This window comes from Fictibacillus halophilus (assembly GCF_016401385.1).
Taxonomy (GTDB): domain Bacteria; phylum Bacillota; class Bacilli; order Bacillales; family Fictibacillaceae; genus Fictibacillus; species Fictibacillus halophilus.
In genome coordinates, this window is record NZ_JAEACF010000001.1 from 589905 (window position 1) to 615152 (window position 25248).

Here is a 25248-nt window from a genome sequence, read left to right on the forward strand (position 1 = left end):
TAATTCTGTAATAAATTTTGGGGAATAAAAAGGGTATTACAGGTAGACTAGAGAATGTGTAGGGTGGTCTTGATGGATTGTAAGGTAAGGTTAAGTTAAGGGGCTGTACTGATGAACGTTCATATAATGTTTGGAGAATCTTCGGCTGGCGCGATGAAATGGTTGCTAAGTAAGGAAAAACGCCAGGAACATGTAATTGAATTTCCTGATTCTTTTGCGATAGGACCTATTCATGAACTGGAAACTGAAAAGGGATCAGTTGGCCGGATTCAATGGTTCAAAGACAATTTGGCAATTGGTGATATGGCAGAATATTATTCGAACGATTATGAATCTAGTTTTAGGCAAGCGCTTCAGGAAATTGGTGATATTCCTAAAGACGTGCCAATTACAATCTGGACAGCTGACAATGCGCCTGAACAAACGGGTTTGAGATTTGTGATGAAGTTACTCGAAGATCGAGAAAACAAGATCTTTGTGGTTAATACCAATGAATGTTTTAACAGATATTGCAAACCTCCTGATGTCTTCTATACTTCACTACACACGAATGAAGTTTCTCCCGATCATCTCAAGATCATTTTAGAGAAAACGGATAGTTACGATCTTATCTCACTGGAAGGTAAGAAAAAATTTGTTGAAGAATGGAAGACTTTGAGTGCATCAGAAGAAGTCTTAAGACTTTGGGAAGACAAGTCAATAAAAAGCGTAAGTGTTGATCATTTAGATGCGTTCATCATTCATTCCGCAAGACGTTTGGAGTGGAAGTATGGAGAAGACTATAAGGATTGCTCACGTCTCGTCGGTGATATAATCTGCCATTTTGAACAATATGTGGCTGATGCGTTTATCTTTAACCGAATTCATTATTTGATCGAGCAAGGAATTTTTGAATATGAAGGAACACTAGGCAAGATGAGAAAACTAACAGTGAAGCTTGCCAAAAAGGATCTTACATAAGAAACGGAGAGAATAGTTGATGAATCAAAGTGTGGAAACGCATGTGAAATTAACAGGTGACAATATTTTTATAAGGTTATTGACCGTTGAGGATGCAGAGGATATGGTGAATCTTCAATTGGAGAACCGTGAGTTCTTTAGTCAGTTTGCTATGGAACGCAGCGATGATTTTTACTCCCTTGAAAATCAGCAAAAACGAATTCAAATGTTAGTAGAGAATGCAAAACAAGATCTAGATTACTATTTTGGTATTTTTACAAAAGACGAAGAGATACTTATTGGGACGGTTAATTTATTCGCGGTCATGCGTGGATCTATTCAAAGCGCATTCGTCGGCTATTTTTTAGATGAAAAGCATAATGGAAAAGGGTATACGACAGAAGCTGTACGTTTAATTGTAAAATACGCATTTGAAGAGATAAACCTCCATAGAGTGGAAGCTGGTGTAATGCCACACAATATTGCTTCTATTCGAGTGTTAGAAAAAGCTGGTTTTGAGAGAGAAGGACTAGCACGTAAAAATGTAAAGATAAATGGAAAGTGGGAAGATCATCAACAGATGGCTATCATCAATCCTGCTGATTGATGAAGATAAGGCTAGTTGTGCTTTTACTCATGATGAGTTTAGCTGGCTGCAACGAGAATGAAAAGCTGATCCGTGTTGATTATCAAATAAGTGAGATGCGAACAGGCAATGGTGGAATAATAACAGATGTGAATCAGGTGAAATCGATTGGTGCACAATTAGAAAGAGTAAATTGGGAAAACGCAAAAGTGAAGATGGCGAGAAAAGAAGATTTGAAGTTAACCCTTTTCTATCTGTATGATCCGAACATGCCTGAGAGGTTGGAAGAATATAAAATTTGGTTTCATAACGATATGGATGCGGATATCTCGAATTTAAATGAGCATAAGTACGGGAAGCTGAGTAGGGAAGATGCTGAAAAGTTAAAAACGCAGATTAAGTGATGAGGGAGTCTAGCTGATAGGTTCTAGTCCTGCGGGATGTTCCAGTGTGTGGAAGATTTAGTGAGTTGAGCAGGTAGTAAGCTTGCATACTTGTTGATAAATGTAAAAAATCTTTACATTCTTTATTTGTTATATCCGTTGAAATGATAAGAGCGTAATCGCTCAGTGTTTGAATATGCGCAGTCTTAGAGGTGTGAAAACAGGCTGCGCACTCCCAGTTAGCAGTTATCCGATTCATTTGTGTGTTACATTTGGAGCAAAGCACCCCTGTTATCAACTCACTTTTATCAATTCCATAATAGCTTAGGATATCGGGATTATATGGTTCGTTTAACTTCATCAATAATCTTTTGATCTTTTTCCTTTCTTTCATCAAAAGCACATTCTTTTTATATTGAGCATTGAATTCTTCATACTTACTAAGTAACATCGGGCTTTTAATTACTAACTTTAATGCATTTTTATATGTGTCTGAACTATCAACAAAAGTTCGTGGATTAGTAATAACAACTAACGTTTCAATGGGGATCCTGGGGATCTTGTGCTGTTCTAGCACCTGAGTTAAATGGAAAGATTGTCTTTTTACTTGTTGAATAGGGTCTTCGAATATTTCTCTTCCTTTACTAGAAGTCCGAATGAGTTGTCCATATTTATCATCAAAGAACAAATCTCCTGTATAGTTTTTTATCTCTAACAAAATTATAAATTTAAAGAAGTTATAATAAGTGTATCAATCTGAAAGAAGAATTCCATGTGCTTAATTCGAATGTTATGGATAATATCGGTCTCTTGTTTTGGCAGATATCGATAAAAATTACTGTAGGGACTTTTCACCGTTATGCCCAGCAATATATTTTGCCAGATTTCCTTCCAATTTCGAACGTTCTGGATGACAGCTTTGCAATCTGTTAATGACTGCACCGAGTTTTTGAATGACGTAGGGGATAAGCGGTTGTTTTTTTATAGAAAGACCTCCTTTCAACTTATGGACTTAATATAGGATGCATGATCTGGTGCTACAAAAAAGCATTTTCTGAATAACCGAAGCACAAAATATCAAGAATCAAATAATTTCTTAGGAAAATTACATAAAAATCGGCACTCATCACATAAAAAATGGGTATTATCACATAAAAAATGGCATACATCACATAATTTTATTATCCCGAGGTGCTACTACTGTTTATGGAACTATCCCCACCGCCGCTAATGTAGTATAATTCAAATTACTGCTTGAAATAGAGCACAAGAACGGTCATGGAGTGATAAGATGAGTAAAGCAAAAGGCAAGAAAAGCGGCGTTGGTCAAGGAACAGGAAAAAAGGGATGGAACCGCTGGAAAGCCAGCAGCAAGAAAAAAGGTCCAAAACCTTATGTGAGTAAAGGAAAGAATAAACCGGATAACGAAAGTGATACAGATAACAACTAAATAAATGGGACAGCCATAAGCTGTGAATGAGCCACCTGACTTACATTGTTTGGTGGTTTTAATTTTGGAATAAATCACTCAAATCTCCCATAAGATGAACTATTCATTGGTAAATGGGAGGGACGAGCTTTGGCTACGCAAAAAACGAACTACACTATATCAGAAGACTTGATCATAAAATACAATAAACTTAATGAGAAGAAAAAAGAGCTAGAGAAAGAATTAGACGAACTAAAAAAAGTGTTTCATATTTATTTTGATCATTTAGTTGGCCAAAATGAGAAAGGCGAAGTAACTGTAAACAATTACAAGCTACAGCGGCAGATCCGAAAATCAGAAAAGCTTCACGAAGAAAAGACAGTGAACCGACTTACTGAGTTAAATATGACAGATCTCATTCATCATGTACCAAAGCCGGATGAAGAAAAAGTAAAGTCTGCGATCATGCTCGGCTTATTAAGTGAAGAAGATTTGGAAGGGTGCTTGATTAAGAGTGCCTCACAAGCGATTATTGTTAAAACACTTAAAACATAAATGTTAAAAAGCAGCTCCCAATAAAGGGAACTGCTTTTCTTATTCTGCTTTCTGTAGCACGCCGACAGCTTTCGAATTTCTAATTTTCTGCAAGATACCTTGAATGGACGTATATTCGTCATAGAGGAAGACTAGTGTATCGCCAGGCTCGGAGCATTCCCATGCTTGGATCAAGGCTTCCGCTTCCTTAGGATAGACAGAAACGGATGTAATGCCTTCTGCTTCTTTTACACCCATATAGAGGTGATGAACGGTTTCACCTGGAATCCGTCCCCTTAGGTTCACATCTTCTTTAATGATAAAAATATCAGAATGCGCTCCAAAGATTCGACCCATCTCTTGAATCGTTTGATCCTTTCTGTCACCAGCTGCAGAGCCAACCGTTATTACTCGTCCACTCTTCAAATGGTCCACAGTTTCAAAAAGTGCCTTCAGACCAGCAGGATTGTGAGCATAATCCACTACAATCGTACGATCATGTATATTTAATACATTAAAGCGACCTCTATTTTGATTCTCCGTTGAAAGGAAAGTAATCACTTTACTTCTTAACTCTGACAAAGGTCTTCCTAATGAATGAGCTGCTGCAAGAGCGCCTAGAACATTTGCAATGTTGTGTCGGGCAGCACCATTAATCGTAATAGGAATATGGGATACAGGAAGAAATCTTTCTGCCTTACCGTTTTCGCTGAATACAACCCAATCATCTTCTAAATACCAGACTTTCAGACCTTGCTTCAGCTGATCTTGAATAACAGGGTTCAATACTGATAGGGAGAAGAAAATCACTTCACCATTCGTATGATTTGCCATATCCACACATCTTGAATCATCAGCGTTCAATACACATGTGCCTTGAGGAAGAACAACTTCAGCAACCGTTTGCTTTAGTTTTTTCAAATCTTCCAATGTTTCTACGCCATTCAACCCAAGATGATCTTCACTAACGTTTGTTACGATTCCAACGTCACAATATCGAAATGCAAGGCCTTCACGTAACATTCCACCGCGAGCAGTCTCTAACACGGCGATATCAACTGAAGGATGAGCCAGTACTTTGCGCGCACTTCTTGGTCCGCTGCAATCACCAGCGTCAAGTTGCTGATCTCCAACCCAGACACCATCGGAGCATGTAAATCCAACCGTTATGTTTTCCTTCTGTAAAAGGTGTGAAACGAGACGAGTGGTTGTGGTTTTTCCGTTTGTGCCAGTTACTGCAACAATGGGAACCGCAGCTTCTTCACGAGAAGCAAAAAGATAGTCGACGATAGCTCCACCTGCATCTCTGCTTTTCCCTTGTGAAGGATGGAGGTGCATACGTATGCCAGGAGCTGCATTTACTTCTAGAATGGCAGCTTCACCTTCAATAAAAGGAACCGTTACATCCGGTGACAAAATATCAATTCCTGCAATATCAAGACCCACTGCAGCTGCAGCTTCAACAGCCATGTGTCGATAATCAGGGTGAACTTCGTCTGTAACATCGATTGCCGAACCGCCTGTAGACAGGTTTGCGTTACCTAACACTTCTACAGATTCTCCCTTGTTTAATACAGATTGAAGAGAGTAGCCGCTCTTTTCAAGATGAACGACCGTACGTTCATCTAAAGGAATCTTGCTCATCGCTTTTTCATGACCATCACCACGTAATGGATTTAAGTTTTCTTCATCAATGAGTTCAGCTATCGTCTTATAGCCGTCACCGATTACAAATGGCGGAAGACGAAGACTTGCTGCAACTAGCTCGTTATTCACTACGAATAAACGGTAATCATTTCCTGCATAATATCGCTCGAGAATATATGAAGTCCCTTCACTGTATACGCAGCGAAAGGCAGCGATTAAGTCAGTGTCATTTTGAATATTTGTAATAATGTTCTGTCCCTGTCTGCCGTTAAGTGGTTTGATTACAAGCGGGTAACCAATATTCTCAGCTGACTGAAGCAATTCATATTCATTGGAAACAACATCACCATTAGGAACAGGGAGACCAGCACCTTTTACTAATGTTTTGGTCATGTCTTTATCACAAGAATTTTCTACTGCCAAATATGAGGTTTGGGAAGAAATGGTCGCTTGAACGGATTTTTGTTTCTTACCCGTCCCAATTCTTAAATAGCTATTCGTTCCAATACGTTCTACTGGAATCTTACGTTTTCTTGCAGCTTCATAGATAGCTTCCGTACTCGGACCTAGTTTATGTAAATGATACAGGTCAGAGGTGTGCGAGATATACGGATCAGCGCTTATTTCGTTTCCGGCTAAGATAGCGGTTACAATTTCGAGTGCCGCTTCGAATGCGTAGAAGCCTGATTTCGGTTCTGCATAATCATAAGTTACAAAGTAAATTCCTTTTCGTTCGCTTGTAATCGTTTTGCCTCGTTTGACTGAAATACCAGCAAGGTGCTGAATTTCAAGTGCAATATGCTCTAAGATATGTCCAATCCAAGTTCCTTCATGTAGGCGTTCTACAAATCCGCCAGCATACCCCCTCGAACAAGTATGTGTGTGAAGGGAAGGGATGACTTTTAATAATGTTTCTGTAAACCCTAGTAAAGTGTTAGATGGTTTTTCCTCAAATTCTTCAATATCAAGCTCAATCCATATAGTAGGTTTAAAGCTATAAAGGTTCGGTCCCGTTAAGTAATTGACGCGGTTGATTTTCATTAAGACGTTCTCTCCTTAAGTGATGATTAATTCTCGTTTGTATAAGTCAAAAACAGCACCCGCTCCAAGTGTGTGGAAGCGGATATCGGAAATTGTCATATTTCCTTTATTCTCAGCGATGTCTACATAGGTCGATGTTTTGCCATCGAATATGCTAACGTTATATTCACCAATAACCTCAAACTGCTTTCCGTCGTTATGAACCCAGATTGCTGTGTTTTCATCGATACCGATGCCAATGATCTGAGGATTTAACGCGATAGCTCGCATAAGGCGACTAAACCTGTCACGCTGAGAAAAGTGCTGATCAATAATTACGTCTTCTAAAAATCCAAAGCCTGAACCTAACTCAAGTACAGAAACATCTTCTTTTTCAAACAGTTTTGACGAGATAATCATCAATCTGCTCATAACAGCAGCACCGGCACTCGTTCCACCGATGATTAAACCGTCTTTCCATTCTCGAAAGAGGTGTTTATAAAAGGATGTTCCACCTAAAATGCTTGTTAGTCTTAACTGGTCGCCGCCTGTCATGAAAAGACCAGACAGAGAAGAAAGCTGTTCGGGTAATTCAGGGTCTTCCGCTTTTTCACGGGAATCTAAATGGAAAAGCAGTGGCTTTGTACCATGCAATGTTTGGAACAGTTGATAATATTCACTGCCTACTTCTTCCGGATAGCCGGATGCTGTTGTCAGGATTCCAATTGGTCCCTGACGATTTTTACATAGAGCAGAGAATCTGGATAAGATTATTTTTTTTTCACTTTTATCCTCATTGCCACCAATGATCAATAGATCACCTTTTGCCATCTTTCATCAGCCTCTTATTCATTAAGTAGTTGGAAAAATAGGTCGAAAAATTCGTCCGTTTCGCCCTGTTATGTATTCCACGATTCGCTAGTATTCAAACCTATTTGAGGAATTATTTTACTAATTATTTAAATAGTTAAAATTTTTGTAAAATCTTATAGATTCTTGTCAGAATAATTAGTATAATTTACCTATTGGGAGTATTTTACTTTCTATTTTTTACAAGGGAGGAGTTATGGGTTTATTAACTAAATAAAGGGAGGATGTATAAATGGAAAAAACAATACTTCTTCGATCCTACGAAATTAATACAAGTACAATGGCACTCCTACCGTTTTATAACGAATATGGAGAAGTTCAAACGGAGATTTTAGAAACTGAAAAAAACGAAAGAGTTGCACTCAGTCCGATCAAAATTATTAACGAGAGCTGTTTATTTTTCGGATCTAGCTATGAAGGCAGGCGTGAAGCTGTTCGTCGGTCAATGGGCTATGTGAGTCTATCCCCAATCATGATTAACCTCGAACTAGGCATTTTCTTTTTTCCTGTAGAATCTCCTAAGAATGAAACGTGCATATGGTTATCCCAATCGCATGTTCAACGGATAGATTCTATAGATTCTGATACGTGCAGTGTCCACTTTAAAAACACCGCAAATCTAATATTACCCCAATCTAAATACGCATTAGAGGCAAAATTGTTCCGAACCGCACAATATAGATATATCCTTAGTGAACGAGTAAGTGAACGAATAATGAGATATTAATAAAAGTAGAATAATAGGAAATAATAAAACGCCCGATGCAAATTTGTTCGGGCGTGTTTTTATTTAATATTTTTTACCCAACTGGAACTTTATTCCTTATAGTTCGTATAAACATTTCGAGGAGGAGATGTTATGAAGCAGATTATAAGTTGTCTCGGAACCATACTTTTAATGTTAGTCGTTAATTATGTAGTTTCAATTTTTATAGGAGTATCGTTTATTGAGATCTCATTATTTATTGGATTAATTTTTGCTGTTACTATTCGTTTCTTTACTTCAAAGGGTGGACTTTCATCTAACATGGTCCGTATGCAGGCTCAAGCTATGACAGGCATAAAAATTGAAGAAGAAAAAGCTATGTTTAAACCGAGTTATGCTTATTATACAGCTATTATTTATACACTTGTTTCTTTAATCTCCGTATTCGTTTATTACAAAGATTATTTTATCTAGTAGATAGTTGATTTTTGATGTGAAAATGGCAACAATGGATAATGAATGTTAATAGAAGAATGTAAACAGGAGTGTGGCAAGAAATTGAATCTGCGTTTTGGTCGTTTATCATTATGGTTTTGCATAGCGGGAATTCTTCTTGCTGGCTGGCCCTTCATCGTTCGAGATGATGTAGCTCAACAGGTTGCAATCTTTCTCTTTAGTGGAATCATGTTGTATTTTATCGGTGTGATTTTAAGTGTTGTAGCTATTGTAAAAAAAGAAGCCGGAAAAGCTAAGTTTTTTGGACTATTTTTTATTTTGTTCATGGCTTTGATCTCCATATTGGGTCTTCTGTTATTATCGTTTGGTATCGGTGAAAAATAAAAGTTGTTTTTCCATAATTATTACTGTGGAAAAACAGCTTTCTAAATTATGTTTATGAATGCACTGTAGAATGCATTGAATAAATCAAAAAGACCTTCCAGAGGGGGAAGGTCTTTTTCTATGTTTAAGCTTGTTTTCTTCCTTCTTCTAGATCTTCAAGTGCTACATCCTCATCAAATGGTGTATCAAATTCAGTAGAGATTGGTGCTGTGAATAAGGAAATACCCACTATACTAACTAATCCAGCAGACATTCCATAAAGGATTGGATTTGTTGCTGTAAGTCCTTCAATAAACAATCCTGCTAATACAACAACAGAAGAAATTAATATAGCATAAAATCCTGAATTAGGAGTCGCACGTTTCCAAAAGAATGTCATTACAAGTGGGATGAAGATCGCCCCCGATAGAATCGCATATGCCACATCAAGTGCAACAAGTACATCTTGAATCCATATTGAAAAGCTAATGGCAATTAAACCGATAACAAGTGTAGTGATCCTTGATGCTCTAATCATTTGTTTGTCAGTAGGAGATTTTAAGAAATACTGTTTTAGGATATCGTTGGTTATTAAAGTAGAAGATGCAAGTAACGAACCAGATGCGGTTGACATAAGTGCTGAACAAACACTTGCAAGTACAAGTCCTAAAATTCCAGTAGGCAGAATGGTTAGGGCCATCTCTGCAAATGTGTTCTGCGGATTATCCAGTGCAGGCAGTACTAGAAATGCGCACATACCGATAATGCTTCCCGCAATCGCGTAAGCAAAGCTATAAACCCCTGCAAAAATCGAGCCGTTTCTAGCAATCTTACTAGATTTAGCTGTGAAAACACGTTGCCAGATGTCTTGTGATACGACCATACCAAGCGCAAACAACAAGAAATATTGGAAGATCTGCTGATAACCGATACCTGTGAAATCTAAGTGAGATTGGGGCAGTTTTGTTACTAGATTTCCTAAACCATCCACTTTAGATAGACTCATAGGTACCATTATGAAGAAGATACCGACCGTCATTACGATGAATTGAATAATATCCGTGACCGTCACACTCCACATTCCGCCAAGGATTGTGTAGAAGAGGACGATTCCTCCTCCAACTAACATGGAAGTCGTTAAGCTCCAGCCTAACAGCACATTAATGATTGTTCCCATCCCGATCACTTGGGTCACTGCAATCATTAAAGTGTAGATAGAAGCCACGATGGCACTTAAAAGACGTGTTTCAGATTTGTATCGTTTTCCTAACAATTCACTGATCGTTGTAACTTTTAGTGAATCGATCTTTTTAATAAATATAGTACCTAAAAGAATAATGCCTAAACCAATCATCGATACAAACCAGATTCCAGAGATTCCAAACTGATATCCTAGCTTTGTCGTTCCAATCGTAGCTGCACCACCTAAAATAACGGCAGACAAACATCCAAGATACATAAACATGCCAAGGTTGCGTCCTGCAAGAGTAAAATCTTCAGAAGTCTTTGCTTTTGTGGAACCAATGATTCCAGCACCGATCAATACGGCAAAATATAAAAGAATAATAACTGTATCAAGAGCTTGCATAATAAAAAGCCTCCTTTTTAGTGTAATACCTCAACAATGACCTTTATGCGTTTTGATAGTTTTCAGATAGTTGTGCATGGACCTCAACCAAATATTCTTCAAGTGATTCTTCAAGTACAGCAAGACCTTGATCGATTTGTTCTTGATTGATTGTGAGAGGAGGAATCATTCTGATAACCTCACCATGATTTCCACAAAGATAAAAAAGAACGCCTTTTTCTAAACACTTGTCTAAAATGTTCATGAGTGCTTGACCGTCTGGTTTACCGGTAAAAGGATCAATGATTTCAATCCCAATCATAAGTCCTACCGCACGAATGCTGCCGATCAACGGAGTCCGTTCCTGAAGTTCTTTCAATTTTGCACATGCATAATTCCCCATGTTTTTGGAGTTCTCAATGAGCTTTTCTTGTGTTAGGACATCAATTGTAGCGAGCGCCGCTTCACAAGCGATCGGGTTTCCACCAAAAGTTGTACCATGACTGCCAAGTGGCCATTGCTGCATAAGCTCTTTAGAAGCAACTGTTGCACTTAGTGGCAGTCCTGAAGCAATTCCTTTTGCGATCGCCATGATATCTGGCGTAACTCCAAATGTTTGGGCAGCAAACCATTCTCCGGTTCTTCCAAAACCCGTCTGAACCTCATCAAAGATCAGTAAAATACCATGTCTGTCACAAACTTCTCTTATCTTCTTCAGCCAGCCACTAGGTGGGACGATATAGCCTCCTTCGCCTAGAACAGGTTCTACAATCATACAGGCGACTTCTTCAGGTGTTACTTGATGGTTGAATAGTGTTTCAAAATCTTTCTCAAGCTTTTCAATGACGTACGTTTCTGGATTTACACCACTTGGAGCGCTTTTTACATCTGCATAGGGAACTTGATAAGCAAGACCGTTCGGCTGAAGAAACTTACGGTATTTACTTTTAGATGTTGTCACGCTCAATGCGCCTAGTGATCGACCATGAAAGCAACCGGTAAAAGAAATTACGTAAGGTCTTTTAGTCACATGCTTTGCGAGTTTCAGAGCACCTTCAATTGCTTCAGTTCCGCTATTGGCAAAAAAGAAACAATCCAAATTACCTGGTAGAACATGAGCTAGTTTCTTTGAAAGTTTCAGGATGGATTCATACATGATGACTCCAGATGGCCCGTGCATGAGGTGATCTGCTCCATCTTTGATAGCTTGTACCACTTTTGGATGACGATGGCCGGTATTTGCCGTTGCGATTCCAGAAGTGAAATCAAGATATTGCTTTCCATCCAATCCATAATAATAGCAGCCCTCTGCTTTTACGACGGGTAGGTTCGGATGATCTTTTGCCATACTAGGCGCTAAAAGGTTAGGCATTTCGGTTACAAGGTTGCTCCAGTTGTTCATTGACACGTGTATTACCTCCTTGATATTCCATTCTCATGTTGTATAAATAATTTCTATATAGAATATCCATGCAAGGATCATGCCAAAAAACTAAATAATCTGATATTTTTTCATTTTTCTTACGATTGAAGGCTGACTAGTGCCGAGTGCTTCTGCCATCCTTATGGTCGTTCTGTACTTCTTCCTTGCAGCTAATAAAATTTGTTTCTCTGTTTCATCTAACATTTCTTTTAATGTTTGTTCTGCATGAATAGATGGTGAGGGGGTAGATGCACCTTCTTTTACATGATCAGGAAGATGTTCATCCGTAATAAGAGTCGTAGGGGAGAGTACCACTAATCGTTCCATGATGTTGATTAGTTCTCGTACATTTCCCCTCCATTCATAATGCAGAAGATGATGAATGACAGCTTCATCTAATTTTTTCTTCTTGTTATATTTTTTTTCAAATTGCTCTAAAAGCATATGTATGAGTGGTACGATATCCTCCGTTCTCTTCCTGAGTGGGGGAATCGTAACTGGTACAACATTTAAACGAAAATAGAGATCTTCACGAAACAGCTTCTCATTTATCGCTTTCTGAAGATCTTTGTTCGTAGCAGAAACCAAACGGAAATCTACTTTAATTGGTTTCGTTCCTCCAACACGATAAAACTGTTTTTCTTGAATGACTTTTAACACTTTTACTTGATGTTGCAGAGGTAGTTCACCGATTTCATCTAAGAAAAGTGTCCCCCCGTTCGACAGTTCAATAAGACCGACTTTTCCTTTTTGATGTGCACCTGTAAAAGCGCCAGATTCATAACCGAATAATTCAGCTTCAAATAAAGAATCTGGAATAGCTCCACAATTAACTTCAATGAAAGGACCTTTTGATCGGTGACTTTTATTGTGAATAAATTTAGCTAACAATGATTTTCCTACACCAGATTCCCCTAGGAGCAATGCATTCACATCAACCTCTGATAACTGGAGTGCTGTAGAAACTGCTTTTTTCATATCTTCACTTTTGGCGATGATTCCAGCATCATGAAGCTGTTTGCTTCTTAATAGACCTAGCTCTGTTTTTACACGCTGCATTTCCTCTTCCATAGCAAACAAAAATTCTTTATATTGATCCAGTTCAGTAATGTCGTGTGAATAGCTGACAATTCTATATAGTTCGCCTTGTTCGTTATAAACAGGAATTCCTGTAACAAGCAGTTTTTTTCCTTTATTTGTGGTTTGTACAAAGGTGATCTTTTTATTTTCTTTTACAACCATAGGCGTGAGAATAGGTGAGAATAACCCTTGCGCTTCTAAATCATAGACAGATTTTCCGATTAAACTATCTGAATCAACTCCGTAAATCTTGCCTGTTACTTCACTCACTTTAAGGATTATGCCCTCTACATTCGTTACTAAGATGTCATCTTTTAAAGAATGAAGAATCTGTTCATTTTCGTTCCAATCTTTTGGTTGACTCAAGTTCATCAGTCCTTTAGTATCCATTCAATATGTTATTCAATTCTGAATAATTATTTATTTATGAATAATTATACGATTGTTCAACATGAATGAATATAGGAACAAAGGATATATTTTTAAGAGAATAAAGGTATTAAAGACGATAAATTGTTATGATTGAACTAACATAAGAGGAAATTAAAGGGATAACGGGGGATACAAAATGAAAAAAAGGACCAAAATGAATGGTCCTTTCTATCTTTAATTATAACAATTCAGTTTTTAATTCAACGTCAATGTTGCCACTCGTTGCTTTAGAATATGGACAAACACCGTGCGCAGTTTTTACCAGTTCCTCAGCTTCTTCTTGTGTTACACCATTAACACCTACGTTAAGAACTACAGCTAGCTTAAACCCGCCATCAGTATCTTTTCCAATGGACACTTCAGCAGTAACCTTTGATTCAATTCGTTTTTTACTTTGGCGTGCCACTAGGTTAAGTGCTGAATCAAAGCAAGCTGCATATCCTGCTGCAAATAGCTGCTCAGGGTTTGTTGCGTTCTCACTTCCTGATCCACCAAGCGCTTTTGGCATAGCTAACTCATGATTTAACACACCGTTGTCACTTTTAACCTTACCTGCTCTTCCGCCTTCAGCTGTTGCTTTTGCTGTGTATAATGCTTCCATTCAAAACACTCCTTTTGTTTGTGTAAAATTAAATTGTGCACAATTAAATAACTCGTATTCATCATAACGCATACTTTTTGCAGAGTCAAACAATTTAATTGTGCAAAACTAAATTGTGTTATAATGCTAGTACCCTTTAAAAAAAGAAAGGAAACATCATGAAAAGTGAAATCTTAAAATTAGAAAATCAAATATGTTTTAAAATCTATACGGCAGAACGTGAGATCACAAAACTTTATCGAGACTTATTAAAAGAGCTTAACGTGACGTATCCACAATACTTAGTTTTGCTTCTTTTATGGGAAAAACATTCATTGTCTGTAAAAGAAATAGGACAGAGATTATTTTTAGATTCTGGGACTCTAACACCGATGTTAAAGCGAATGGAGTTAAATGGTCTTGTTGAAAGAAAACGATCCGAAAAAGATGAGAGAAGTGTTATTATTTCTGTAACTGAAAAAGGAAATGAGTTAAAAGAAAAAGCAGAATGTATTCCTGGTCAGCTTGTTGATAACATGTCGATGAAAAAAGAAGATCTGACACTTTTAAATAACACGTTGACATGTATGCTAAATCAGCTGCAAAATCATCAATAAAACTCTCCAAGACGCTTAGATACAGTTTCTAAGCGTTTTTCTTTTTTATATGAATACTTTAAGAGTTACATATGAACAATAAAGAAAAATTCACTTGAGGGATATGTATGTTCAAAAAAAGGCGAGACAAATTAGGTGAGGAAAAGAAAAAAATGGAGGAACATCCTAAAACTAACTTTGATACAACCAATTGGGTAGAGGAACTTTCACTCTCTACGGATTTTGTTAATGACCATACTTCCTCCAATCTATCTGAGCCATTTTGGATATCTTATTTTAGAACGCTCATTATGGGAGAAATATTACATAGAGATGTGGTACCTTATCTATCTGCGCAACTTACTCTAAAAGAATTAAAAAATACAATCCCTATTCAACAAATAGAAGTAACATCGGATGCAAAGATAATAAAGGATAAACTTTTGCAGGGATTTGCGGCAATTCGGCTTTCTGATCAGCATACTGAATGTTTAATGGTGAATGTTGCGAATTCTAAGTTTAGAGACATTTCTTTTCCTATGATGGAATCTACTGCCCTTGGTCCTCAAGCAGGCTATGTTGAAGAGATTGACACAAATATTAACTTGATTAGAAAACATTTGCCTTCCTCTGATTTACATATAAAAGAGCTAAAAGTAGGTAAATTATCATCAACAAAAGTCGCAGTTATCTACATGGATTCTATTGTGAACAAAGATAATGTCGAAACCGTTCTACAACGTATAGAAGACGTGCAATACGATCATATCTCAGATAGTTCCTACTTAGCATCAATGATTGAAGATAATACGAATTCTCTCTTTCCCCAGATTATACCAACCGAACGCAATGACAGAACAATTGCAGCCCTAACAGAAGGAAAGGTAGTAATTGTTGTTGATGGGTCTCCAGATGTATTAATTGCACCCATCACATTAGCAGAATCAGTAGTGGCTATGGAAGATTACTATGTACCGTGGTTAATTGCGAATTACTTGAGGTTGATCAGGCTGTTTGGACTCTTTGTATCCATCATTATTTCACCCGCGTATATCGCGGTTTTAACATATCATTATGAGTTGATACCGGCAAAGTTACTTGACTCATTAGTAGCTTCCAGAGCGGCGGTTCCATTTCCACCTATTATTGAGGTTCTAATATTAGAGATAAGTGTTGAATTTATAAAAGAATCAAGTCTGCGTCTTCCCACTAAAATTGGTACGACTCTTGGTATAGTGGGAGGGATTGTAATAGGACAGGCTATTGTTGAAGCCAAACTTACAAGTAGCATACTGATCATTTTAATTGGCTTAAGTACGTTAGCTTCCTATACCTCAGCGATCTACAAGTTCAATAATTCTGTAAGGCTTATTAAATATCCGATAATTGTACTGGCGCAATTTCTTGGATTAATAGGAATTGTAATTGGTCTTAATTTTCTCCTGGCACATTTATTACGCTTAACCTCTCTAGGTAGACCATACATTGGTTTTTACCCATTTCGTAAAAATATGTTTAAAGACATGTGGATTCGAATGCCTTTTTCCATGCAGAAACAGAATCCTGAAAATTTGCGACCACAGAGGAAACAAAGGTATACGAACGATTTAAAGAATCAAGGTCCACCTTCCGATTTCAATGAGTAAGAAAGGAGATCAAATCATGCAAGTAAATATTAGGCATCAAATATCTCCTTATTTCTTATTCTTTATCCTTGTAGGTGCACAAACTGGGGTAGGGATACTTGGTTTTCATAGAATAATCGCAAAACATGCAGGATATGATGCATGGATAAGTGTCCTGATTGCTGGGGCAGTCATTCAACTCCTTATGTTACTGATGTTTCACCTTCTTTCTGCCGCAAATGGGGATATCATTGAAGTACACAACCAAATGTACGGAAACAATTTTGGTTCAATCATGAGCGGAATAATCATGGTTTATTACTGGATGGCCGCTGTAAGTGTACTAAGGGAATATATTGAGATTATACAAGTGTGGATGTTTCCTACTCTTCCGACTTGGGTTTTGTCTGTACTTATCTTGATATTAAGTTATTACATTATTTCAGGAGGATTTCGTGTAGTGGTAGGAATATGTTTTGTTTCCGGCATATATACGGTCCTCCTTTTCTTTAATCATTTTTACCTGCCTAGAAATTATGTTCATTTTGATAATCTACTTCCCATACTTGATCATTCGTTTGTTGACCTATTAAAGTCTGCTAAAGAAACCAGTTATTCCATGGCTGGGTTCGAGATCATTTTGATGGTATTTCCTTTTATAAGAAACGCAAGATCATCCCAAAAAATTGCCCATTTAGGTGTTGCTTTTACGACTTTATTCTATACGGTAGGAGCTATTACAACTTTTTTGTTTATTAGTGAGAAGCAAATACAAACTACGATTTGGGCTAGAATTAATATTAATGCCTTAGCAAAGTTTTCATTTGTTGAAAGATTTGAATATATCCTTCTTTCGTTATACTTGATTAAAATAGTGACGATTATAACGCTGATGTTATGGGCATCAAGCAGAGGCTTTAAATTGATATTAAAAAAGAAGCAGAAGATTCCCTTGTTAATTCTTATCGCTTTAAGCATTGTTCTTTGTCAGTTATTAGATAACAGATACATTCTTAATTCTTTCTTGGATATCACAGCAAAATTCTCCATTGGATTATTTTATGTATATATCCCATTGTTGTGGGTTGTTTTTATTCTTTTGAAAAAGAGGATACCTAGATGAAGCACTTTCTCATACTTTTTCAAATTGGCATGGTCATTGTATTATCGGGTTGTCAGGTTATTCCCACATTAAATACAAATGAACTAAGTATCATTCAAGGCGTTGGATTCGATAGAACTGCAGAAGATAAATTATTGGGAACAATTGTTTATCCTGAATATCGCGTGGATGAAACATCAAAGATAGAAGTGTTAAAAGCAGAAGGGGAAACGGTTCGAGAGACTCTGGATCGTTCTCAATATGAAGTACAATATCCATTAGTAAACGGACAGCTTCGTATCGCAGTGTTTGGTCAAAAGCTAGCAAAGCAAGGTCTGTTTTCCCTCCTGGATGCATTTAATCGCTCTCCTGTAATAGGGAGTAAAATACAGTTAGCGATAGTCGATGGGGAAGCATCTGAATTACTCGCTATTAAAAAGTATGGAAAAGAAAATATTGCTTTGTATCTTTCTGATATGATTAGTCAAAATGCAAAAATAGGAGAGTTACCTTCAACTGACCTTTCCATATTTTCTTATCATTACTATAATGTTGGAAACGATCCTTACTTACCAATATTAAAAAAAGAAAAAGATAAAATTAAAATAAATGGAATCGCACTGTTTAAAGATGCGCGTTTAAAATCTACTTTATCAATGAACGATGTATTCACATTTAAGATGTTATTGGAAAGATTTAAAATGGGAACTCATCAATATAAATTAGACGAAAATCAATATGTAGTGATTGGTAACATCAGGTCATCACCCCATTATAAAGTTAAAATAAATAAAGGTACCCCTGAATTTAATATACAAATTAAGATGGATGCCAGAATTCAGGAATTTTCCAGCAATAGAAAAAATACAGCAACACCAAGTAAAACAAAATATTGAACAGGACGCAACAAGAATAATCAGGCACTTTCAAGAAAACAATGTCGATCCACTAGGTTTGGGGGCGAAATTTGAAGCGCATCATCGTCATTTTAATTTTCAAAAGTGGGAAGAGCAATATTCAGACGTAAAAGTAAATGTCAATGTTGACCTGAATATCGTACATTCTGGTACCGTCGAATAAATAGGCAAAAGGATTAACTACTATAGTTAGTCCTTTTTGTATATTCAATTCTTTGTATCTCATTATGTTTTAGTAAAATAAAAAAACGCTCAAACCTTGTGTGGTCTGAGCATTCTCTGATTAGTTGCTGTTATGTGCTTCATCATCACGCATTAGCCAGCCTTCAAAGTGGCGCTTGACGTAATTTTCAGCTTCTTGATAGCTTTCAAATGTTTCATCAACCGGATGTGTCTTATGTGAGATCAGCCATGTTTGGTTATCTTCCGAATAGATCTTAGAAACTTCACGATGGTTGTTCACATACAAGCTGCCATCAGGATTTTCCTTCACGTTGTGTTCGTTCTTCGGTGCATCGATTCGTCGAGGCTGTTCATGGAAGGCAGCAACAACAAACTTTTCAAACGCTTCAGAAGTCATGTTTCCACCTGAAGCTTTAGGATGTCCACCGCCTCCGTACTGCTTCGCGTAGATCGAGCAATCCACTTCATCATGAATGGTGCGTAGTCCAATACGCTTGTTGGCAATGTTCAAGATCACAATCAAGTCTAAGTGAGGATTCTCCCGATTGATCTCGTTTCCAAGTTCTGAATGATAGCGTTCGGCGTGAAGGATACCAATCTTGTAGGTTTTTTCTTCTGATCCTTCACCTAAAGACCAAGTGTCCCAGATTTCAACCATCTGACGCTGTTTCTTTTTAATATAATCTGCAATGTTTTCTTCTTCCAGATCAAGAATCGTCGTTTCTGTTTCTGAGAACTGAAATGAATCACCTTTTAAGCGTTCCATGATCTGATCCTCAAATTTATCAGGAGGAAGGATGAAGAATAAGTCGTTGAGACGCTTAGCTTCGACTTTTTGGTCAAACCATTCCCACGTATCATATAAACGTACAAGCTCTACGTACTCATCGAGTGCACCTGTTGGCTTAAGCTTGCCATTCTCAATCAAATATTCGTAGAAAAGGGAAGTGGCACATGTTAAACGTTCATCATCATAACGAACTTGAACATGCCCCCAATCAAACCCATTAAAATGAAGCGCTGTTGCATGGTGATCGATCAGCTTCACTTTTCCTCCTGCATTCGAGCGTTCATCAAGTCTCATCATTAATTCTTCGTTAACCGCAATATCTGTAATAATAATTTCTGTTTTTCTTTCTTTTGGATTATCGAGCAGCATCTCTACACGGTCGTTAATCGTTCCGTGTGAACAATACGAAATTTTACAGTTGTCTCCAAATGCTAGTTGTGCTAAATAACCGCACGATTTTCCGTCTAAATCATTGTGTGAAAATAAATGAATCATGTCAGTATCCTCTCTATTATGCTCTCTGTCTAGAGTATCGTCATAAAGCATAAAGTTCAACCTTTATATCGTAGTATTCTTTTCATTTACAACTTCAGCTGATTTTAATACTGAAAAGGGAATGGATATGCTCAATACTTCTTGTGAAGTATCACATAAAAATATTTACAAATGATGGCATTAGGTAGAAAATGGTAATGATGCAAATTATGCAAAGTTGGAGGTTATGATGTGAAGGAATTTCTGAAAGTGTTTCAGAATAAAAACTTCAGAAAGCTGTTTTTTGCTGGTTTTACTTCAATGATGGGAAGTATCATAGGAGTTACAGCTTTTATGTTTTATTTGTTGGATAAGTTCGGTGAACAGCCGTTTTATGCAACACTTGCCGAATTGATGTATTCTTTACCAACACTAGCTGTTTTCTTTATCGTAGGAGTGTTAGCAGATCGTATGGACCGTCAAAAGATCGCACTCTATTGTGATTGGATTTGTGCAGGGCTGTGCCTTCTATTAATGGGTGCTATATGGCTTGATTGGATGCCGTTGATTTTTGCTATCTTATTCTTAAGAAGTGCTGTTGGTAAATTTTTTCATCCAGCCGACCAAGCGATGGTACAAGGCGTACTTTCAAAAGAGGATTATGCAATTGCAGCTGGATTAAATCAAATGGTAGGCAGTTTATTTATGCTTTTTGGAAATATGATTGCCATTTTTATTTATTGGAGTGTAGGCATACAAGGAGCAATTGCGTTTGATCTTGTTACATATGTTATATCAGCATTGTTAATTATGAGTATGAGAGTAAATGAAGAAGTTCGTCTACCGAACGGACTACACAAGTTCAAGGATATTCGTGTAAAGATGGTATGGAAGGATTTCACTGCGGGGTTTGTCTATATTAAGCAGTCAAAGCTTCTCCTCTCTCTAATTTTCGGGTTTTTCTTGTTTGGGATAGTAAATGGAGGATTGTCTGTTTTGCCGGCTTTTATCATGAAATATAAACTCGTTCCAGATAATTATGAGCAAATGATGATGTGGATGGGTGTTGTGTTTGGTGTATCCATACTTACAGGGAGTGTGTTAAGTTCGATGCTTGCTAAAAAGATTAGACTCTCGTATGCCATTGTTCTTGGTCTATTCGTTAGTGGGTTGTCACTTGGTTTATGCGCCATCGCGCCAAATGTTTTCTTCTTCTTTATTTTTACGGGATTGGCTGGGATTAGCATTCCTTTAATCAATATCGGAATCGGTGGCTGGTTACCTAAGATTGTAGATCCTAAAATGATGGGGCGTGTTCAAGGATGGATCACGCCAATCAATATGTTATCTCATACCATGACCCTCGGTTTAATCGCGGTATTTTTCCCGAAGTTTTTAACTGTTGAAATGCTGTTCTGGGTTGTTGGAGGATGTCTGATACTTGTTGGAGTTTTTTATATGTTCACCTTGCCAAAGTATGATACGGAAGATGATGAAAACAAAAAAGAGTTACAATTAGAAAAAATACCAGTCTAAAGGTGGAGTTTATGGCGAAGCCCTTTTATAATGAAAAGCGGAGGGGAAGCCATGGCAACATTTCAAAACGTACTATTCTGGTTTTTTTTAATCTTACCGATCATTCTATTCTTTGTAGCGATTGCGAGAACTTCATGGATTTTGATGCTTGTTAACCTTTTTTTAGCTTTGCCGATCATTTGGTTTGTGAGCTGGGTTACAGAAAGTTATGGAGCGGTCTTTGTAGTATTTGCAATTCATTTGTTCACAGGCGCTTGGCTTTGGACTAAAAGACAGAGATTGGATTTTAGATCGTTTTAACAAGGCTCTGCAAATTTATGTTTGCAGAGTTTTTTTATTTTGTATTAAAAACATTCAATTGCAGATATTAATTGTTAGAATATTAAAACATTTTTTTGTTTATAAAAATAATGAAAATCAATGAAAATCAATGAAAATAGTTGTAAGGGTTACAGGTTATGCATAAAGAAGGTTATTTTAAGAGATTTTGGAAATAAATATAGATATTTTAGTGTTTTTGGTTGATTTACAACAGTGGAAACCAGGAGTAATATAGTCCTTATCTTAAATCTTTAAATATTTTCCATGACCGCTGAATCCAATTTGGAACGGAGGAACCATCGGCAGTTTTTTAATTGCCAGGGGTGAAACTTATTAAGTCGGGCGACTTCTGCCGTCCGAACCCGTCAGCTAACTTCGTAAGCGTGGTAGGAGAGGGAAGGTGAATTTGAAAAAAATGTCGTTATAATTTAAAAAACTATGATTATTATATCATGCGTCTTTATCGCTTAATTCCTAACTTTAGGGAGCGGGGGAACCAACCGCAGGCTATCGTGTCTGCATGGGGTGAATCTCGAGTGATCGAGTAGGGCTACTCTCAAGCCCGAATCCGTCAGCTAACTCCGTAAGCGTTCAGAGAGAGGCAACAAATTTCGTGTGTTTACACGCTTATTCAAGTATGTGTAGAAGCCGCGAGAAGAGTTCCTCTTCCGCAGGCTTCTTTTTTGTTGTCTTTTTTTACACTATCAGAAATTATAGCTTGTTTGCACGATGATTTTCGACGTAGCAACAAGTTTAAGACGATAGTATAAGTGCAACTAAGGCTGACGTGAAAGGCTTGGCATCAGCCAAGTTTTCTTTAAGAAATGGAGGAAGTAAACGATGGCAATACCATCTGGAAACGTGCTCATCATGTTTCCTGACCAAGTTTCAGATGTATTTATTTCAAAACTAAGATTATGTGATGAATATCAATCTCTTGTTCTATGCGTTCCTAACCGAGAAGAGGCAGACAGACTTTCACAAGTTGGTTTTCAACATGTGTATGTCATGAATTATGGTGACAAACGTAAATTGATTGAAATGGTAGGGCCGTTTGTCCAAAAGATTATTGTCGTTGAATCAGGCTTTTTGGAATGCTGCCAAACGATCGAGCTCATTCGCAGCATCTATAACCTACCTGTTTATGTCATTAAATCAGACACAAGGTACATCACAAGAGTATACAAAGAACTAGGTGCCGACTACGTAATCTATAACAAAACAGGAAACATTCAATTCTTACTTTCTTCATAAAAGAAACGGAGGAATATAAAAATGAAAATGAGTCCGAGTGAAATTGAACAAATCTTATTAAAAGCCAAAAGAGAACAGTTGAATGCATATTACGCAAGTGTAATACAGCATAATCTCTCTAAATGGTCGATACAGGACACACTTCGCAACAAAGGTTAAAAAAATCTGAAGAGGGAGCTTTTGCCGCGTGCTCCCTCTAAATTCTTATCACTGATAGGCAGGGATAAATAATGGGAGCAGAGTCAGTTGTTTTATTGCCAAGACGGTTATCGATCGGACAGATCAATGAATTTGTCAATGCTGCTGGTTCTTTCGAGAGTGAGATCCTTTTCTATTACCAAGGAATACAAATTAATGCGAAAGGCTTGCTATCGGTCAATCTATTCTTTTTGTCACATTATTCAAGGAATCAAGATGAACCTATCACACTTAGAGTTGAAGGCTGCGATTCACAAGATGCCATAAAAAATTTATCACATATGTTATCGGGTTTTATTGAGTAGTTTACTAGTTAGGTAAGGAGGAAGATACATGTTAGATCTTTATATGGTTTTAACACTAGTCGTTTCATTTTTGCTTTATTTTAAATTTGTTTATTGGTGTGATCAAATCGCAGGAGGGGACAAGGAAAAATGATAATAACCATGATTGCAACTGGTGGCGTTTTTCTATATTTGGTTTATGCACTAATTAACCCTGAAAAGTTTTAACCGAACAACATATTAAAGGATTCATTTAGGAGGAACATGGTTATGGGAGTTTTACAAATTGCAATCGTGATCGTTTTATTGCTTCTGATCGTTAAACCGTTAGGAAGCTATATCTATCACGTGTTTTCAAACAAGGCTAATAAAACAGATAAAATTTTTGGTCCGATTGAGAAAATGATTTATTCCATATCCGGAATCAAAGAAAGACCGGGTATGACATGGAAAAAATATACGGTGTCATTATTACTTACGAATATCGTCTTGGTTGCAGTCGGATATGTCATCTTACGTCTGCAAAAACTGCTTCCGTTCAATCCGAGCAATATAGACAATATGGAACAAACCTTATCTTTTAACACGATTGTCAGTTTTATGACGAATACAAACCTGCAGCATTACAGTGGAGAAACTGGACTTTCTTATTTTTCTCAAATGTCGGTCATCATGATGATGATGTTTACATCTGCTGTAACAGGAATCATTGTTGCTATTGCATTTATACGTGGTATTACAAGCAAAGGGTCAACCATTGGCAATTTCTTTGAAGACTTTGTAAAAGGACATACACGTTTACTTATCCCAATGGCCGTTGTGGTTACATTGGTTCTGGTTGGATTAAAGGTTCCTCAGACGTTAGATGGTACGATCCAAGTTACAACGCTTGAAGGAGAAAAACAAGAAATCGCTACGGGTCCAGTAGCTTCGCTTGTTTCTATCAAACACTTAGGTACAAACGGTGGAGGATTCTTTGGAGTAAACTCTGCACATCCTTTCGAAAATCCATCTCCTTTAACGAACGTGATCGAGATTTTATCGATGTGGTGTATCCCTGCTGCATTAACTTACACCTATGGCCGTTTTGCTAGAAACCAAAAACAAGGCTGGGTCATTTTCAGTGCGATGGCTATTTTATTTACCGCATTTTTATCATTAATTTATATCTCTGAAAGCAACGGAAATCCAGCATTGAATGCAATGGGGCTTAGTTCTGAACAGGGAAGTATGGAAGGTAAAGAGGTTCGTTTTGGAATTGCTCAGTCCGCATTGTTTAGTACAGTAACGACTGCGGCCACAACAGGAACTGTTAACAACATGCATGATACGTTAACACCGCTTGGTGGTATTACACCATTATCTCTCATGATGTTAAACACAGTGTTTGGCGGAGATGGAGTTGGTTTAGTGAACATGCTGATGTATGCCATTATTGGTGTATTTATCTGCGGTCTTATGGTTGGTCGTACACCGGAATTCTTAGGAAGAAAAATTGAACCAAAAGAGATGAAACTAATAACGATCGCATTGCTTGCACATCCTTTAATCATTCTTGGCCCGACGGCACTGGCATTTATGACGGAACTTGGGAAAGGCGCGATCAGCAATCCGGGATTCCATGGTATCTCACAGGTTCTTTATGAGTATACGTCTTCTGCAGCAAATAACGGTTCAGGCTTTGAGGGGCTTGGGGATAATACTCCGTTCTGGAATATCTCAACTGGACTGGTCATGCTGTTTGGCAGATACGTCTCCATCATAGCCTTGCTCGCTGTTGCCGGTTCACTTGTAAAGAAACAACCTGTTCCTGAAACGATTGGTACGTTTAGAACAGATAATATGCTTTTCGTCGGTATTCTTGTTGGGGCAGTGCTTATTATTGGTGCATTAACTTTCTTACCAGTAATGGCGCTTGGACCAATCGCAGAATACTTGTCGATCCGTTAATTT

27 protein-coding genes and 2 riboswitches are annotated in these 25248 nt (G+C 37.5%); of the genes, 19 read left to right on the forward strand and 8 right to left on the reverse strand.

The genetic code is table 11. The annotated features are described in order from the left end of the window. The first annotated feature begins 111 nt into the window (after positions 1–111). From I5J82_RS03135 to I5J82_RS03145, 3 genes are read left to right on the forward strand one after another with little or no spacing between them, the layout of a single operon-like run. Positions 112–960 (forward strand): DUF1835 domain-containing protein, encoded by an 849-nt coding sequence (locus tag I5J82_RS03135; RefSeq protein WP_198766617.1) that lies wholly within the window; start codon positions 112–114, stop codon positions 958–960. Positions 961–979: 19 nt separating this feature from the next. Then, positions 980–1546: a GNAT family N-acetyltransferase gene (locus I5J82_RS03140; RefSeq protein WP_198766618.1), complete on the forward strand. Its 567-nt coding sequence runs from the start codon at positions 980–982 to the stop codon at positions 1544–1546. A gap of 29 nt (positions 1547–1575) precedes the next feature. Next, positions 1576–1929: a hypothetical protein gene (locus I5J82_RS03145; protein WP_233096394.1), complete on the forward strand. Its 354-nt coding sequence runs from the start codon at positions 1576–1578 to the stop codon at positions 1927–1929. Here the strand turns inward: I5J82_RS03145 and I5J82_RS03150 are convergent. After that, positions 1922–2626 carry a nuclease-related domain-containing protein gene (locus tag I5J82_RS03150; RefSeq protein ID WP_269819556.1) on the reverse strand — a complete coding sequence of 235 codons (705 nt, stop codon included), beginning with the start codon at positions 2624–2626 and terminating at the stop codon, positions 1922–1924. The genes I5J82_RS03145 and I5J82_RS03150 overlap by 8 nt on opposite strands. Before the next feature lie 573 nt (positions 2627–3199). On the opposite strand from I5J82_RS03150, the gene I5J82_RS03155 reads away from it, so the two are divergent. Together I5J82_RS03155 and I5J82_RS03160 are read left to right on the forward strand one after the other, a co-directional pair. After that, complete coding sequence (locus I5J82_RS03155) at positions 3200–3358, forward strand: DUF3934 domain-containing protein (protein ID WP_198766621.1); 159 nt, start codon at positions 3200–3202, stop codon at positions 3356–3358. 129 nt (positions 3359–3487) lie between these two features. Further along, positions 3488–3892, forward strand: a complete 405-nt coding sequence (locus I5J82_RS03160; RefSeq protein WP_198766622.1) for a hypothetical protein — start codon at positions 3488–3490, stop codon at positions 3890–3892. Positions 3893–3931: 39 nt separating this feature from the next. Here the strand turns inward: I5J82_RS03160 and cphA are convergent, their stop codons facing one another. Both cphA and I5J82_RS03170 read right to left on the reverse strand, forming a co-directional pair. Beyond that, positions 3932–6559 carry a cyanophycin synthetase gene (gene cphA, locus I5J82_RS03165; protein ID WP_198766623.1) on the reverse strand — a complete coding sequence of 876 codons (2628 nt, stop codon included), beginning with the start codon at positions 6557–6559 and terminating at the stop codon, positions 3932–3934. A 15-nt stretch (positions 6560–6574) separates the two neighbouring features. Then, positions 6575–7369 carry a cyanophycinase gene (locus I5J82_RS03170; protein ID WP_198766624.1) on the reverse strand — a complete coding sequence of 265 codons (795 nt, stop codon included), beginning with the start codon at positions 7367–7369 and terminating at the stop codon, positions 6575–6577. A gap of 271 nt (positions 7370–7640) precedes the next feature. Between I5J82_RS03170 and I5J82_RS03175 the strand changes: the two genes are divergently transcribed. The 3 genes from I5J82_RS03175 to I5J82_RS03185 all read left to right on the forward strand — a co-directional run bounded on the left by I5J82_RS03175 (position 7641) and on the right by I5J82_RS03185 (position 8954). Continuing rightward, positions 7641–8135, forward strand: coding sequence for a competence protein ComK (locus I5J82_RS03175; protein ID WP_198766625.1), 495 nt, complete (start codon positions 7641–7643; stop codon positions 8133–8135). Positions 8136–8267: 132 nt separating this feature from the next. Further along, complete coding sequence (locus I5J82_RS03180; protein ID WP_198766626.1) at positions 8268–8588, forward strand: hypothetical protein; 321 nt, start codon at positions 8268–8270, stop codon at positions 8586–8588. 84 nt (positions 8589–8672) lie between these two features. After that, complete coding sequence (locus I5J82_RS03185; RefSeq protein WP_198766627.1) at positions 8673–8954, forward strand: hypothetical protein; 282 nt, start codon at positions 8673–8675, stop codon at positions 8952–8954. Between the two features lie 124 nt (positions 8955–9078). Here I5J82_RS03185 and I5J82_RS03190 read toward each other — a convergent pair whose 3' ends face one another. The 4 genes from I5J82_RS03190 to I5J82_RS03205 all read right to left on the reverse strand — a co-directional run bounded on the left by I5J82_RS03190 (position 9079) and on the right by I5J82_RS03205 (position 14036). After that, positions 9079–10521 carry a sodium:solute symporter family protein gene (locus tag I5J82_RS03190; protein WP_198766628.1) on the reverse strand — a complete coding sequence of 481 codons (1443 nt, stop codon included), beginning with the start codon at positions 10519–10521 and terminating at the stop codon, positions 9079–9081. Positions 10522–10564: 43 nt separating this feature from the next. Continuing rightward, on the reverse strand, positions 10565–11902 hold the full coding sequence (locus tag I5J82_RS03195; protein ID WP_198768895.1) for an aspartate aminotransferase family protein: 1338 nt from the start codon (positions 11900–11902) through the stop codon (positions 10565–10567). 90 nt (positions 11903–11992) lie between these two features. Next, on the reverse strand, positions 11993–13375 hold the full coding sequence (locus tag I5J82_RS03200; protein ID WP_198768896.1) for a sigma-54 interaction domain-containing protein: 1383 nt from the start codon (positions 13373–13375) through the stop codon (positions 11993–11995). 238 nt (positions 13376–13613) lie between these two features. Next, entirely contained in the window at positions 13614–14036 is a 423-nt protein-coding gene (locus I5J82_RS03205) for an organic hydroperoxide resistance protein (RefSeq protein WP_198766629.1), read from the reverse strand. A gap of 158 nt (positions 14037–14194) precedes the next feature. Between I5J82_RS03205 and I5J82_RS03210 the strand changes: the two genes are divergently transcribed. The 4 genes from I5J82_RS03210 (at position 14195) to I5J82_RS03225 (ending at position 18234) form a co-directional block, all read left to right on the forward strand. Next, positions 14195–14632, forward strand: coding sequence for a MarR family winged helix-turn-helix transcriptional regulator (locus I5J82_RS03210; protein ID WP_198766630.1), 438 nt, complete (start codon positions 14195–14197; stop codon positions 14630–14632). Positions 14633–14739: 107 nt separating this feature from the next. Next, positions 14740–16257 carry a spore germination protein gene (locus tag I5J82_RS03215; protein ID WP_198766631.1) on the forward strand — a complete coding sequence of 506 codons (1518 nt, stop codon included), beginning with the start codon at positions 14740–14742 and terminating at the stop codon, positions 16255–16257. A 16-nt stretch (positions 16258–16273) separates the two neighbouring features. Beyond that, positions 16274–17359, forward strand: coding sequence for a GerAB/ArcD/ProY family transporter (locus tag I5J82_RS03220; RefSeq protein WP_198766632.1), 1086 nt, complete (start codon positions 16274–16276; stop codon positions 17357–17359). Then, positions 17356–18234: a Ger(x)C family spore germination protein gene (locus I5J82_RS03225; RefSeq protein WP_198766633.1), complete on the forward strand. Its 879-nt coding sequence runs from the start codon at positions 17356–17358 to the stop codon at positions 18232–18234. Before I5J82_RS03220 ends, I5J82_RS03225 begins: the two co-directional genes overlap by 4 nt. Before the next feature lie 304 nt (positions 18235–18538). Here the strand turns inward: I5J82_RS03225 and I5J82_RS03235 are convergent, their stop codons facing one another. After that, positions 18539–19723, reverse strand: coding sequence for a DHH family phosphoesterase (locus tag I5J82_RS03235; RefSeq protein ID WP_198766635.1), 1185 nt, complete (start codon positions 19721–19723; stop codon positions 18539–18541). 231 nt (positions 19724–19954) lie between these two features. On the opposite strand from I5J82_RS03235, the gene I5J82_RS03240 reads away from it, so the two are divergent. The 7 genes from I5J82_RS03240 to kdpA all read left to right on the forward strand — a co-directional run bounded on the left by I5J82_RS03240 (position 19955) and on the right by kdpA (position 25245). Continuing rightward, positions 19955–21238: an MFS transporter gene (locus tag I5J82_RS03240; protein WP_198766636.1), complete on the forward strand. Its 1284-nt coding sequence runs from the start codon at positions 19955–19957 to the stop codon at positions 21236–21238. Between the two features lie 51 nt (positions 21239–21289). Next, positions 21290–21538, forward strand: coding sequence for a hypothetical protein (locus I5J82_RS03245; RefSeq protein WP_198766637.1), 249 nt, complete (start codon positions 21290–21292; stop codon positions 21536–21538). A gap of 280 nt (positions 21539–21818) precedes the next feature. Continuing rightward, a riboswitch (cyclic di-AMP (ydaO/yuaA leader) is annotated at positions 21819–21959 on the forward strand. Between the two features lie 54 nt (positions 21960–22013). Continuing rightward, positions 22014–22165: riboswitch (cyclic di-AMP (ydaO/yuaA leader) on the forward strand. Between the two features lie 234 nt (positions 22166–22399). Beyond that, positions 22400–22813, forward strand: a complete 414-nt coding sequence (locus I5J82_RS03250) for a hypothetical protein (RefSeq protein ID WP_198766638.1) — start codon at positions 22400–22402, stop codon at positions 22811–22813. A 21-nt stretch (positions 22814–22834) separates the two neighbouring features. Continuing rightward, entirely contained in the window at positions 22835–22972 is a 138-nt protein-coding gene (locus tag I5J82_RS03255) for a hypothetical protein (RefSeq protein WP_198766639.1), read from the forward strand. Between the two features lie 71 nt (positions 22973–23043). Next, positions 23044–23316: an HPr family phosphocarrier protein gene (locus I5J82_RS03260; RefSeq protein ID WP_198766640.1), complete on the forward strand. Its 273-nt coding sequence runs from the start codon at positions 23044–23046 to the stop codon at positions 23314–23316. Between the two features lie 141 nt (positions 23317–23457). After that, positions 23458–23523 (forward strand): K(+)-transporting ATPase subunit F, encoded by a 66-nt coding sequence (gene kdpF, locus I5J82_RS20650; RefSeq protein ID WP_370630109.1) that lies wholly within the window; start codon positions 23458–23460, stop codon positions 23521–23523. Positions 23524–23565: 42 nt separating this feature from the next. Then, complete coding sequence (kdpA, locus tag I5J82_RS03270; protein WP_198766641.1) at positions 23566–25245, forward strand: potassium-transporting ATPase subunit KdpA; 1680 nt, start codon at positions 23566–23568, stop codon at positions 25243–25245. The last annotated feature ends 3 nt before the right edge of the window (positions 25246–25248 follow it).